Raw genomic sequence first — 12,542 nt, forward strand, 5'->3', positions numbered from 1 at the left:
GTCGCCGAAGGTGATGGTGGGCTCGGCGGGCTCGGTGGCCTCGACCGCCGACCGTCGGCACCGGGCCCGAAGCGGCCCGGAGGCGAGCGGGCGAGTTACAGAGGCGGGCCGGGGTCTCCCGGCCCGCCCCTCGACGCACTACCGCAGCCCGGTCGAGCGGCGCAGCGCGCTCTGCAGCAGCCGGTCGATCAGCTCCGCGTACGAGACCCCGCTGGCCTCCCACATCTTCGGGTAGGCGGAGATCGGGGTGAAGCCCGGCATGGTGTTGATCTCGTTGATCATCCAGGAGCCGTCCTCCAGCAGGAAGAAGTCCACCCGGGCCAGGCCCTCGCAGCCGAACGCCTCGAACGCGGCCACCGCCTGGCGCCGGATCTCCGCGACCTCCGCGTCGGTCAGCTCGGCCGGGATCCGCACCTCCGAGGAGTCGATGTACTTGGCCTCGAAGTCGTAGAAGTCGAAGCCCTCGCCGACCAGCACCTCGGCCGGGACGCTGGCCCGCGGGCCGTCCTCGAACTCCAGCACGCCGCACTCGATCTCGCGACCGGACACGCCCGCCTCGATGATCAGCTTGGGGTCGTGCCGGCGGGCCTCCTCGATCGCGGCGTCCAGCTCGGCCAGGTCCCTGACCTTGGTGATGCCGATGCTGGAGCCGGCCCGGCAGGGCTTCACGAACACCGGCAGGCCGAGCTCGGCGACCCGCTCGCGCACGGCGGCGCGGCCCTGCTCGGTCTCCCACTCGCGCGGCCGCACCACGGTGTAGTGGCCGACGCCCAGGCCGTGCGAGGCCAGGATCCGCTTGGCGAACTCCTTGTCCATGCCGGCCGCGCTGGCCAGCACGCCGTTGCCGACGTACGGGACGCCGGAGAGCTCCAGCAGGCCCTGCAGGGTGCCGTCCTCGCCCCACGGCCCGTGCAGCAGCGGGAACACCACGTCGACCTCGCCGAGGGCCTTGGGGGCGCTTTCCGGCTCGCTCAGCAGCACCTCCCGGCTACCCGGGGAGACCGGCAGCGTGACCTGCCCGTCGACGGCCTCGGCAACGTGCGCCACGTCCGGCAGCCTGCCGTCGGTGATCGCCATCCGGGCCGGCTCGTCGCTGGTCAGCGCCCAGCGGCCCTCGTGGGTGATGCCGATCGGCAGCACGTCGTACTTGTCACGGTCGATCGCCCGGAGAACGCTGCCCGCGGTGGAGACCGAGATCGCGTGCTCGGAGCTGCGCCCGCCGAATACCAGCGCCACGCGCGGCTTCGGGGCGGACGGGTTCGGGGAGGACTGTTCGATGCTCATATCGCGTTCGAGACTACCGTGCGACGTGTTTCCGGGAAGTCAACGCCCGGCCCGGGGGGTTTGGGACATCACGGCCGGAGAGCCCCGCCGCAACGCCCCGGCTCCTGGGGCAGCCCTAGCGGCGCTCCGCCTTGGCCGAGCGCGACATCAGCGCCTGCAGCGCCTCCTGGGTCGGCCGCCCGTTGTGCACCACGTCCACCACGGCCTCGACGATCGGCATGTCGACCCCGCTGCGCCGGGCCAGGTCCAGCACCGACTCGCAGGACTTGACGCCCTCCGCGGTCTGCCGGGTGGCCGCGATGGTCTCGGCCAGCGACATGCCCCGGCCCAGGTTCATCCCGAAGGTGTTGTTGCGCGACAGCGGTGAGGAGCAGGTGGCGACCAGGTCGCCCATCCCGGCCAGCCCCGCGAAGGTGTGCGGGTCCGCGCCCAGCACCTCGCCGAGCCGGGTGGTCTCGGCCAGCCCGCGGGTGATCAGCGTCGCCTTGGTGTTGTCGCCGAGCCCCATGCCGGCCGCCATGCCGACGGCCAGGCCGATCACGTTCTTGACCGCGCCGCCGAGTTCGCAGCCGATCACGTCGGTGTTGGTGTACGGCCGGAAGTACGGCGTGTGGCAGGCCGCCTGGAGCCGCTTGGCGACCGCCTCGTCGGTGCAGGCCACCACGCTGGCGGCGGGCTGCCGGTTGGCGATCTCCTTGGCCAGGTTGGGACCGCTGACCACCGCGACCCGCTCCGGGCCGACCTTGGTGACCTCGTCGATGACCTCGCTCATCCGCTTGGCGGTGCCGAGTTCGATGCCCTTCATCAAGCTCACCAGCACGGTCTGCGGCTCGATCAGCGGCGCCCAGGCGGCCAGGTTGTCGCGCAACGTCTGCGAGGGCACCACGAGCACCGCGAAGTCGGCGCCGGCCAGCGCCTCGGCGGCGTCGGTGGTGGCCCGGACGGAGTCGGGCAGCCGGACGCCCGGCAGGTAGTCCGGGTTCTCGTGGGTGGTGTTGACGGCGTCCACCAGCTCCTGGCGGCGGGCCCACAGCACGACCTCGCAGCCGGCGTCGGCCAGCACCATCGCGAACGCGGTGCCCCAGGAGCCGGTCCCCATCACGGCGCAGCGGGTCACCGGACCGTCCCCTCGGCGTCGTTGTCGCCCGGTCCGCCCTTGGCCCGGCGGCGTTCGGCCAGCGCGGCTGCGGCCCGCTCGCGGGCGGCCTTGCGCATGTCGTAGCGCTCGGCCGGCGGCTGCTCGCCGCGGACCTCGGCCAGCACGGCGGTGATCGCCGCCATGATGTCCTCGGTCGCGTCGTTGAGCACCTGGGCGGTGAGCTCCAGGCCCTGGTACTTGCTCAGGTCCACGGCGGGCCCGGCCGCCACCGTCACCCGGTGCCGCGGGAACAGGTTGAACTTGCCCTTGCCGTAACCGGCCCGGCCGTACGGCGGGATGATCTCGTGGGCGCCCCAGTGCGCGACCGGGATGACCGGCGCACCGGTCATCAGCGCGACCCGGGCGACCCCGTTCTTGCCGGTCATCGGCCACAGGTCCGGATCCCGGGTGAGCGTTCCCTCCGGGTAGAACTGCACGCACTGGCCGTTGTTGACGGCGTCGATCGCGGCCCGGAAGGCCTGTGCGGCGTCGGTGGACTCGCGGAACACCGGAATCTGTCCGGTCTTGCGCAGCATGAATCCGATGAAGGGAATCGAGAACAGCGAGGACTTCCCGAGAATCCGCGGCGGACGCCCGCTGTTGTACTGCCAGTGCGCGTAGATCACCGGGTCGATGATCGAATTGTGGTTCACCGCGGCAATGAAGCCGCCTTCCTTCGGAATGTGCTCCCAGCCCCGCCAGTCGGGCTTCACCAGGGCGGTCGTCACCGGCTTCACCAGCACGGCCGCGAAGCGGTACCAGATGCCGTAGTCGGCGTTGCCGAACTTGGCGTACGAGCGGCGGGCCACCCCAGCTCCTTCTCATCCGATGCGGCACGAGGGGTGCCGCGGTCATAGCCTCCCGGCGCCGCGCACCGCTGCGACCGGGGCCCGGCGCACGGGCGCGGAACAGTGTCGCCCGCCTGCTCACCGACTGTCGAGCGGCCGCGCCAACCCGCCGGGCGGGCGTGATCAAACGCACGTCCGCACAGCTCGGGCGGCCTGGCGAGGGCTCCGGGACCGGCGTCACAATGACGCCGATGACCCAGGACACCGTACGCCCCAGCGCGCCCGTCGCGCCCATCGCGCCCGCCGCCGACTGGTCGCTGGTGCTGCCGCTCAAGCCGCTCGCGCTGGCGAAGAGCCGACTGGCCCCGTACGCCGGGCCGCACCGGGCCGAGCTGGCGCTGTCCTTCGCCCTCGACACGGTGACCGCCGCGCTGGCCACCCCCGGCGTCGCCCGCGTGCTGGTGGTCACCCGGGACGCCACCGCCGGTGCCCGGCTGGCCGCGCTCGGCGCCGTGGTGGTCGCCGACGAACCCGGCGGCGGCCTCAACCGGGCGCTGGCGCACGGCGCCTCGGCCGCCCGGGCGCTCGCCCCGCGGGCACCACTGGCCGCCCTCTCGGCGGACCTGCCGGCCCTGCGCCCGGCCGAACTCGCCCGGGTGCTGGGCGCGGTGCCGCCGGACGGCCGGGCCTTCCTGCCCGACTCCCCCGGCCTGGGCACCACCCTGCTCGCCAGCACCCCCGGCCGTCCGCTCTCCCCCGCCTTCGGGGACGGCTCACGGGCCCGGCACGCGGCCGGCGGGGCGTTCGAACTGCGCCTGGCGGACGTGGAGTCGGTGCGCCGGGACGTCGACACCGGCACCGACCTCGGCGAGGCCGCGACCCTCGGCCTCGGCCCGTACACCAGCACGCTGTTCGACCGCATGAGCCGCTCCCGAGCCGTTCCCGAGCCGCTACCGGAGCGCTCCTGACCAGCGGGCCCCCGCCCTCCGCTCGCTATGCTGCTGGCATGCAGGCCACCGCGTTCACCTTCGACCCCGCCACCCGAGCCGGCTCCGTGCTGCTCGACGACGGGACCCCGGTGCCGTTCGACGCGGCCGCCTTCGACGCCGGCGGCCTGCGGCTGCTGCGGCCCGGCCAGCGGGTGCGGATCCGCACCGAGGGCACCGGCGAGGCCCGCCGGGTGGTCTTCGTGACCCTGCAGACCTTCCCCGACCCCGCCGACGGCCGCTGACTCCGCCGCTCACCGGCCCCGCCGTTCCCGCGGTTCCCGCCGTTTCCCCGGTGTTCCGCGCCCGGCCGACGGCTGCCGTCGAATCCTGACTGAGCGCCCGGAAATCGAGAGAGCCGCGGCCACCCGGTCTCCGCATTCGCGGAAGGGGGTGCCGCGGCTCTGAGCCGAAGGCCGTCCGAGGACAGTCGCGCGGGACTTACTTGGCAGAGGTCTTGCGCGCGGTGGTCTTGCGGGTGGCGGTCTTCTTCGCCGGCGCCGTCTTCTTGGCCGTGGCGGTCGCCTTCTTGGCGGTGGCCGTGGTCTTCTTGGCGGCAGCCGTGGTGGTCGCCTTCTTGGCGGCAGCGGCCGTCTTCTTGGTCGCGGCGGCCGTGGTCTTCTTGGCGGCGGCGGCGGTGGTCGCCTTCTTGGCGGGAGCCGCCTTCTTCGCGGCGGCGGCCGTGACCTTCTTGGCGGCGGGCGCCTTCTTGGCGGCGGCCTTCTTGGCGGCGGCCGGGGCGGCGGCGGCAGCGGTGGCGGCGCGCTTGGTGGCGGCACGCTTGGCGGCCGGGGTCGCGGCGACACCGGCCTTGCCCGGGGTGAGGGAGCCCTTGGGGGCCTTCTTCACCGAGGGGCCTTCCTTCGGCAGCTTCTTGCTGCCGCTGACCAGGTCCTTGAAGCCCTGGCCCGGACGGAAGCGGGGGACCGAGGTCTTCTTGACCTTGACCCGCTCGCCGGTCTGCGGGTTGCGGGCGAAGCGCGCGGAGCGCTCCACCTTCTCGAAGGTGCCGAAACCGGTGACCGAAACCCGGTCACCGGCCACAACGGCACGGACCATGGTGTCGAGCACTGCGTCGACGGCCTCTGCGGCAGCCTTGCGACCGCCCAGCTGCTCGGCCACCGCTTCGACAAGCTGAGCCTTGTTCACGTCTTCCCCTTCGGAAACGGGCGCCGGATGATTCCATCCGTTCTTTTCGCACGTTAGGTATGTATCTGCGGACTTTCAATTACCAAACGCGCGAATCACCCTAGTGTCGCAATGGATTTGCGCGTCCGCGACCTCAGTCGAGCGGCGGGTGCCCCTCGTCGAGGTCATGTACAAAGCGACTCAACCGCCTTGCCGCCTCCGGAAGATCGCGCTTGGCGGTCTCCGTGACGATGAGCAGTTGACGGGTGAGAGCGGTCTTTGCATCGACAGACACGTTCAGCGCATGCACGCGGGCGTGAGCTTGCTTCAACCGCTCGGCCACGAGCGCGTAGAGCGCTGCGACTTCCAGGTCGTCCGGCGCCTCAGCTGGTGTTGCGGAGGTGACGTCCGGCCGATCGTCAATTCGGCGTTCGGATCCCCGGCCCATGGACTCCTCGGACGCGGGTTCGCCGCCCGCGTACGGAGGTTCATGGTGCCGGTGCATGTACTGATTGTGCCATCTACCCGCAGTTGTACTTGCGCGGGGCCCTCTTCCGCAAAGCCGAATGGGCAATCCGGGGAGGCCCCGGTGCTAACTCGTGCTCCGGAACACCGGATGGCCCGGCCCCCCCGAGGGGGAGCACGGGCCATCCGGTGGATCGTCAGAATGCTTGTTCTGAAGGGAACTCAGGAGACCGGCAGAGTACGGGGCTTGAACGCCGGACGGGTCGCTTCGTAGGCGGCGATGTCGGCCTCGTTCTGCAGGGTGATGCTGATGTCGTCCAGGCCGTTGAGCAGCCGCCACCGGACGTTGTCGTCCAGTTCGAAGGACTCGGTGACGCCTTCGGCCCGGACCTCCCGCTTCTCCAGATCAACGGTGATCTCGGCCGAAGGGTCACTCTCGGTGAGCGACCAGAGGCGTTCCACGGCCTCCTGCGGCAGCACGACGGTCAGCAGGCCGTTCTTCAGGGAGTTGCCGCGGAAGATGTCGGCGAAGCGCGAGGAGATGACCGCGTGGAAGCCGTAGTTCTGCAGCGCCCAGACGGCGTGCTCGCGGGAGGAGCCGGTGCCGAACTCGGGCCCGGCCACCAGGACGGTGGCCCCCTGGCGCTCGGGCCGGTTGAGGACGAACGACTCGTCCTTGCGCCAGGCTTCGAACAGCCCGTCCTCGAAACCGGTTCGGGTGACCTTCTTGAGCCAATGGGCCGGGATGATCTGGTCGGTGTCCACGTTGCTGCGGCGCAGCGGGACGGCCCGGCCGGTGTGGGTGGTGAACTTCTCCATGGCTCAGGCCTCCACGGCGACGTCGGCGAAACGGTCGGACAGGTCGGACGGGGCGGCCAGGCGGCCCAGGACGGCGGTCGCGGCGGCGACCTGCGGGGAGACCAGGTGGGTGCGGCCGCCCTTGCCCTGCCGGCCCTCGAAGTTGCGGTTCGAGGTGGAGGCGCAGCGCTCCCCGGGGGCGAGCTGGTCGGGGTTCATGCCCAGGCACATCGAGCAGCCGGCGTGCCGCCATTCGGCCCCGGCGGCGGTGAACACCTGGTCCAGGCCCTCCTCGACGGCCTGCAGGGCGACCCGGACGGAGCCGGGGACGACCAGCATCCGTACGCCGTCGGCGACCTTGCGGCCCTCCAGGACGGCGGCGGCGGCGCGCAGGTCCTCGATCCGGCCGTTGGTGCAGGAGCCGACGAAGACGGCGTCGACGGCGACCTCGCGCAGCGGGGTGCCGGCCTCAAGGCCCATGTACTTCAAGGCGTTCTCGGCGGCCGCGCGCTCCTGCGGGTCGGCGAAGTCCTCGGGGTGGGGGACGTTCGAGCCGAGCGGGGCGCCCTGGCCGGGATTGGTGCCCCAGGTGACGAACGGGGTCAGCTCGCTCGCGTCGATGAACACCTCGTGGTCGAAGACCGCGTCCTCGTCGGTGGCCAGGGTCCGCCAGTACTCGACGGCGGCGTCCCAGTCCGCGCCCTGCGGGGCGTGCGGGCGGCCCTCCAGGTACGCGAAGGTGGTCTCGTCGGGGGCGATCATGCCGGCCCGGGCACCCGCCTCGATGGACATGTTGCAGACGGTCATCCGGGCCTCCATGGACAGGCTCCGGATCGCCGAACCGCGGTACTCCAGGACGTAGCCCTGGCCGCCGCCGGTGCCGATCTTCGCGATGACGGCCAGGATCAGGTCCTTGGCCGTGACGCCCTCGGGCAGTTCGCCCTCGACGGTGATCGCCATCGTCTTGAACGGCGCCAGCGGCAGGGTCTGGGTGGCCAGCACGTGCTCGACCTGGCTGGTGCCGATGCCGAACGCCAGCGCGCCGAAGGCACCGTGGGTGGAGGTGTGGGAGTCGCCGCAGACCACGGTGGTGCCGGGCTGGGTCAGGCCGAGCTGGGGGCCGACCACGTGCACCACGCCCTGCTCGACGTCGCCGAGCGAGTGGATCCGGACGCCGAACTCGGCCGCGTTGCGGCGCAGGGTCTCCAACTGCACCCGGGAGACCGGGTCGGCGATCGGCTTGTCGATGTCCAGGGTCGGGGTGTTGTGGTCCTCGGTGGCGATCGTCAGATCGGTGCGGCGGACCTTGCGGCCGGCCAGCCGCAGCCCGTCGAAGGCCTGCGGGCTGGTGACCTCGTGGAGCAGGTGCAGGTCGATGAACAGGAGGTCGGGCTCGCCCTCCGCGCGCCGCACGACGTGGTCGTCCCAGACCTTCTCTGCGAGTGTCCGTCCCATCGGATTCCCTCCAGCCGGCCGCGTTGCCGGCCTTCTCGTGTCGTCGGGGTCACTGCGCGCGGCGCCCGTGCGGAGCGCGCTCGCGAGACCTGCACGCCGGATCGCTGTCCACGATGCGGACACTCTGGCGAGGTCCCATCCTGGATGTCTCCCGGGCTGCTGCATCCAGAGTGGCGCTTTCCCCGGAAGATTGAACTTGCGTCTCGCGGAATGAGACTGCAGTCTTAGGGCATGGACAACACTAGCGGCGTCGGCGTTCTCGACAAGGCCGCTCTGGTGCTGAGCGCACTGGAGTCGGGCCCCGCCACGTTGGCGGGGCTGGTCGCCGCCACCGGTCTGGCGCGCCCCACGGCCCACAGGCTCGCCGTCGCACTCGAACACCACCGTCTGGTCACCAGGGACATGCAGGGGCGCTTCATCCTCGGCCCCCGCCTGTCCGAACTCTCCGCCGCGGCGGGCGAGGACCGGCTGCTCGCCACCGCGGGCCCGGTCCTGACCCACCTGCGCGACGTCACCGGCGAGAGCGCACAGCTCTACCGCCGCCAGGGCGAGATGCGGATCTGCGTAGCCGCCGCCGAGCGGCTCTCCGGCCTGCGGGACACCGTCCCGGTCGGCAGCACCCTGCCGATGAAGGCCGGCTCGGCCGCCCAGGTCCTGCTGGCCTGGGAGGAGCCCGAGCGGCTCCACCGCGGCCTCCAGGGCGCCCGCTTCACCGCCACCGCGCTGAGCGGCGTGCGGCGGCGCGGCTGGGCCCAGTCGATCGGCGAGCGGGAGCCGGGCGTCGCGTCCGTCTCCGCTCCCGTGCGCGGCCCCTCCAACCGTGTGGTGGCCGCCGTCTCCGTCTCCGGCCCGATCGAGCGACTGACCCGCCACCCGGGCCGGCTGCACGCCCAGGCCATCATCGAGGCCGCGAACCGGCTCACCGAGGCGCTGCGCCGGAGCTGATCCGGCCGATTCCCCCACCCACCCCGGCCCCCACCGGAAATCCCCCACCGAAAACCCGAAGGGCCCGCTCGGAGTCGAGCGGGGCCCTTCGGGTTCTTCCGTCGGCGGAAAACGAAAAAGGCCCCGCCGGGCGGGGCCTTTCCAATTTCTGGCTGGGGTACCAGGACTCGAACCTAGACTAAATGAACCAGAATCACTCGTGCTGCCAATTACACCATACCCCAACACAAAGCAAGGGCCGATGGGCGAGCCCACCGGCTTCCTGCTCTGAAGTACCCCCGACCGGATTCGAACCGGCGCTACTGCCGTGAGAGGGCAGCGTGCTAGGCCGCTACACAACGGGGGCTTCCTGGCGATCCCTTGCGGGATCAGTACCCCCGACCGGATTCGAACCGGCGCTACTGCCGTGAGAGGGCAGCGTGCTAGGCCGCTACACAACGGGGGCTTTCCAGGTGATCCCTTGCGGGATCAGTACCCCCGACCGGATTCGAACCGGCGCTACTGCCGTGAGAGGGCAGCGTGCTAGGCCGCTACACAACGGGGGCTTGGATCTTCATTTGTCCTGCGGTGCGACCGTTACCGACCGTACAGCGCTGGGGTACCAGGACTCGAACCTAGACTAACTGAACCAGAATCAGTCGTGCTGCCAATTACACCATACCCCACCGGAGTTGGGCCCCAGCGGGGCCTTCTCAGGCGTTGCGCCTCTCGGTCGGTCCCGTTCCGAGGGGCTTTCGCTCCCTCGTCCGTTCCCTCCCGGGCGGCGCAGAAAGAACATTACCCGACGTCTGCCCTGGCTCCAAAATCGATAACCGCAGGCAGCGGCCGGGAGGCCGTCGGATGACCTCCGGGTGCGCCGCGGGCCCGGCACCAGGCCGGGCCCGCGGGCTGCTCAGGAGGCGCTCAGCGGCCGGTTCAGGCGGCCGGCAGGGCGTCCAGGGCGGAGCGCAGGCGACGCAGCGTCTCGGGGCGGCCGAGCAGCTCCATCGACTCGAACAGCGGCGGCGAGACCCGGCGGCCCGTGACGGCCACCCGCAGCGGCGTGAAGGCGAACTTGGGCTTGATGCCCAGCCCGTCCACCAGCGCCTCGCGCAGCGCGGCCTGGATCGGCTCCGGGGTGAAGTCCGCGAGCTCCTCCAGCGCCTTGATGCTGGCCTCCAGCACCGGGCGGGCGTCCGCGGTCAGCGCCTTGGCGGCGTCGTCCGGGTCCACGGTGAAGTCGGCCGGGTCGACGAACAGGAAACCGGCCATGTTGACGATCTCGCTCAGCACGACCATCCGCTCCTGGGTGAGCGGCGCCACCTTGGCGAGCAGGTCCAGCTGCTCGGCGGTGGGCTCGGCCGGCAGCAGGCCGGGGGCCTGGAGGTACGGCACCAGGCGGCGGACGAAGTCCTCCGGGGCCAGCTTGCGGACGTGCTCGGCGTTGATCGCCTCGCACTTCTTGAGGTCGAAGCGGGCCGGGTTGGAGTTCACCTTCGCGATGTCGAAGGCCGCGATCAGCTCGTCCATGTCGAAGATGTCGCGGTCGTCGGCCAGCGACCAGCCCAGCAGGGACAGGTAGTTGAGCAGGCCCTCGCGGATGAAGCCGCGCTCGCGGTAGAGGTTGAGCGAGGCCTGCGGGTCGCGCTTGGAGAGCTTCTTGTTGCCCTCGCCCATCACGTACGGCAGGTGGCCGAAGCGCGGGGTGGCGCCGGTGCCGACGCCGATCTCGGCGAGCGCCTCGTACAGCGCGATCTGGCGCGGGGTGGAGGACAGCAGGTCCTCGCCGCGCAGCACGTGGGTGATGCCCATCAGGGCGTCGTCGACCGGGTTGACCAGGGTGTACAGCGGGGCGCCGTTGGCCCGGACGATGCCGTAGTCCGGCACGTTCTCCGGCTCGAAGCTGAGCGTGCCGCGGACCAGGTCGTCGAACGCGATGGTCTTGTCGGGCATCCGGAAGCGCAGGATCGGCTCGCGCTTCTCCAGCTTGTAGACGGCGACCTGGTCGTCCGTCAGGTTCCGGCAGTGGCCGTCGTAGCCGGAGGGCTTGCCGGCCGCGCGGGCGGCCTCGCGGCGGGCGTCCAGTTCCTCGGTGCTGCAGTAGCAGTAGTAGGCGTGCCCGGCCTCGTGCAGGCGGCGGGCGACGTCCGCGTAGACGTCCATCCGCTGCGACTGGCGGTACGGCTCGTGCGGGCCGCCGACCTCCGGGCCCTCGTCCCAGTCGAAGCCGAGCCAGCGCATCGCGTCGAGCAGCTGCTCGTACGACTCCTCGGAGTCGCGGGCCGCGTCGGTGTCCTCGATCCGGAAGACCAGCTTGCCGCCGTTGTGGCGGGCGTAGGCCCAGTTGAAGAGGGCGGTGCGGACCAGGCCCACGTGGGGGTTGCCGGTCGGAGAGGGACAGAAGCGAACCCGGACGGCCGGGTCAGTGTTAGCCACGCTTGATCACCTTGTTGGTGAGAGTGCCGATGCCTTCGATGGAGACGGCGACCTCGTCGCCGACGTTGAGCGGGCCCACCCCTGCGGGCGTGCCGGTGAGGATGACGTCGCCGGGCAGCAGCGTCATGGCCTCGGAGATGTGGACGACCAGCTCGGCGACCGAGCGGATCATCAGGGAGGTGCGACCGGTCTGGCGGAGCTCGCCGTTGACCGTGCAGGTGATGGCGAGGTCGCTCGGGTCGAGGTCGGTCTCGATCCACGGCCCCAGCGGGCAGGCGGTGTCGAAACCCTTGGCCCGGGCCCACTGGCCCTCGCGCTGCTGGGCGTCCCGGGCGGTGACGTCGTTGGCGCAGGTGTAGCCGAGGATCACCTCGGGCACCCGGTCCAGCGGCACCTCGCGGCACATCCGGCCGATCACCACGGCGAGTTCGGCCTCGTGGTGGACGTCCGAGGAGAACGGCGGGTACGCGATGTTCTCGGTCGGGCCGATCACCGAGGTGGACGGCTTGAAGAAGGTCAGCGGGACGTCCGGGACGTCGTTGCCCAGCTCGGCCGCGTGGGCCGCGTAGTTGCGGCCGACCGCCACGATCTTGTTCGGGAGCATCGGGCTGAGCAGCCGGACGTCCTGGAAGCGGTAGCTCTCGCCGGTGGGCTGGGGCTGGCCGAACGGGTGGCCGGCCAGCTCGTGGACGACCAGCGAGTCGGGCTGGGAAGGGTCCCCCTCGACCACGCCGAAGGAGACGCTGCCGGCGGCAGGGCTCCCTTCCCGGACGGAAAACCTGGCAATGCGCACGGCTGGGCTACCCCTCGCTTCGTCGGCCGCCCGGGGCGCCCCCGGGCGCTGGTGGGCGCCCCGCCCGTCCCGGACGCGGCCCCGTCAATCGACGTCCAGGCTATCGCGTGGGGCCCTTCCCGACCGCTCTGCCCCTGTTCAGCGTGGTCGGGGTGGACCCGCCCCGAGCGCCCCAGTCCGGCGAGCGGGCGAATCCCCGCCCCGAGCCCCTTCGGCCGGCGAGCGGGCGAGGGCCCCGCCCCGAGCCCCTTCGGCCGGCGAGCGGGCGAATCCCCGCCCCGAGCCGAAGGGGCGCGCCGGTGCCGAAAGGGAGAAGCGAGGGAGCGACGCAGGAGCGAGGGAGCGCC

General features: G+C 71.6%; 12 protein-coding genes and 5 tRNA genes. 3 read left to right on the plus strand and 14 right to left on the minus strand.

Features of this window, described 5'->3' with window-relative positions; translation table 11 throughout:
- Positions 1 to 138: 138 nt before the first annotated feature.
- The 3 genes from ACWCYO_RS38240 to ACWCYO_RS38250 form a co-directional block, all read right to left on the minus strand.
- A complete protein-coding gene (locus tag ACWCYO_RS38240) occupies positions 139 to 1,284 on the minus strand; it encodes a D-alanine--D-alanine ligase family protein (protein WP_449786779.1) in 1,146 nt (381 codons plus the stop codon).
- Positions 1,285 to 1,399: 115 nt separating this feature from the next.
- Complete coding sequence (locus ACWCYO_RS38245; protein ID WP_270150987.1) at positions 1,400 to 2,383, minus strand: NAD(P)H-dependent glycerol-3-phosphate dehydrogenase; 984 nt, start codon at positions 2,381 to 2,383, stop codon at positions 1,400 to 1,402.
- Between the two features lie 14 nt (positions 2,384 to 2,397).
- On the minus strand, positions 2,398 to 3,231 hold the full coding sequence (locus ACWCYO_RS38250; protein ID WP_270143817.1) for a lysophospholipid acyltransferase family protein: 834 nt from the start codon (positions 3,229 to 3,231) through the stop codon (positions 2,398 to 2,400).
- Positions 3,232 to 3,461: 230 nt separating this feature from the next.
- On the opposite strand from ACWCYO_RS38250, the gene cofC reads away from it, so the two are divergent.
- Both cofC and ACWCYO_RS38260 read left to right on the plus strand, forming a co-directional pair.
- Positions 3,462 to 4,178, plus strand: a complete 717-nt coding sequence (gene cofC / locus ACWCYO_RS38255; protein WP_270143818.1) for a 2-phospho-L-lactate guanylyltransferase — start codon at positions 3,462 to 3,464, stop codon at positions 4,176 to 4,178.
- Positions 4,179 to 4,216: 38 nt separating this feature from the next.
- A complete protein-coding gene (locus ACWCYO_RS38260) occupies positions 4,217 to 4,441 on the plus strand; it encodes a hypothetical protein (RefSeq protein ID WP_030288047.1) in 225 nt (74 codons plus the stop codon).
- A gap of 196 nt (positions 4,442 to 4,637) precedes the next feature.
- Here the strand turns inward: ACWCYO_RS38260 and ACWCYO_RS38265 are convergent, their stop codons facing one another.
- From ACWCYO_RS38265 to leuC, 4 genes are all read right to left on the minus strand, one after another.
- Entirely contained in the window at positions 4,638 to 5,345 is a 708-nt protein-coding gene (locus ACWCYO_RS38265; protein ID WP_270143819.1) for an HU family DNA-binding protein, read from the minus strand.
- A 133-nt stretch (positions 5,346 to 5,478) separates the two neighbouring features.
- Complete coding sequence (locus ACWCYO_RS38270; RefSeq protein WP_405000642.1) at positions 5,479 to 5,829, minus strand: SCO5555 family protein; 351 nt, start codon at positions 5,827 to 5,829, stop codon at positions 5,479 to 5,481.
- A 182-nt stretch (positions 5,830 to 6,011) separates the two neighbouring features.
- Positions 6,012 to 6,608, minus strand: a complete 597-nt coding sequence (leuD, locus tag ACWCYO_RS38275) for a 3-isopropylmalate dehydratase small subunit (RefSeq protein ID WP_270143820.1) — start codon at positions 6,606 to 6,608, stop codon at positions 6,012 to 6,014.
- A gap of 3 nt (positions 6,609 to 6,611) precedes the next feature.
- Positions 6,612 to 8,042 carry a 3-isopropylmalate dehydratase large subunit gene (gene leuC / locus ACWCYO_RS38280; RefSeq protein ID WP_449786780.1) on the minus strand — a complete coding sequence of 477 codons (1,431 nt, stop codon included), beginning with the start codon at positions 8,040 to 8,042 and terminating at the stop codon, positions 6,612 to 6,614.
- 231 nt (positions 8,043 to 8,273) lie between these two features.
- Here leuC and ACWCYO_RS38285 point away from each other — a divergent pair, with 231 nt between their 5' ends.
- Entirely contained in the window at positions 8,274 to 8,987 is a 714-nt protein-coding gene (locus ACWCYO_RS38285; RefSeq protein WP_030246527.1) for an IclR family transcriptional regulator, read from the plus strand.
- 149 nt (positions 8,988 to 9,136) lie between these two features.
- Here the strand turns inward: ACWCYO_RS38285 and ACWCYO_RS38290 are convergent.
- The 7 genes from ACWCYO_RS38290 to ACWCYO_RS38320 form a co-directional block, all read right to left on the minus strand.
- Positions 9,137 to 9,211, minus strand: a tRNA-Gln gene (locus tag ACWCYO_RS38290).
- A 49-nt stretch (positions 9,212 to 9,260) separates the two neighbouring features.
- A tRNA-Glu gene (locus ACWCYO_RS38295) sits at positions 9,261 to 9,333 on the minus strand.
- 26 nt (positions 9,334 to 9,359) lie between these two features.
- Positions 9,360 to 9,432: transfer RNA gene (locus ACWCYO_RS38300), tRNA-Glu, on the minus strand.
- A gap of 27 nt (positions 9,433 to 9,459) precedes the next feature.
- Positions 9,460 to 9,532, minus strand: a tRNA-Glu gene (locus ACWCYO_RS38305).
- A gap of 48 nt (positions 9,533 to 9,580) precedes the next feature.
- A tRNA-Gln gene (locus ACWCYO_RS38310) sits at positions 9,581 to 9,652 on the minus strand.
- Positions 9,653 to 9,902: 250 nt separating this feature from the next.
- Positions 9,903 to 11,402 carry a glutamate--tRNA ligase gene (gene gltX, locus ACWCYO_RS38315; protein ID WP_449786781.1) on the minus strand — a complete coding sequence of 500 codons (1,500 nt, stop codon included), beginning with the start codon at positions 11,400 to 11,402 and terminating at the stop codon, positions 9,903 to 9,905.
- Positions 11,395 to 12,195, minus strand: coding sequence for a fumarylacetoacetate hydrolase family protein (locus ACWCYO_RS38320; RefSeq protein WP_270143824.1), 801 nt, complete (start codon positions 12,193 to 12,195; stop codon positions 11,395 to 11,397). The genes gltX and ACWCYO_RS38320 overlap by 8 nt, the downstream gene beginning before the upstream one ends.
- Positions 12,196 to 12,542: the final 347 nt, after the last annotated feature.

The organism is Kitasatospora sp. NPDC001683, assembly GCF_053596495.1.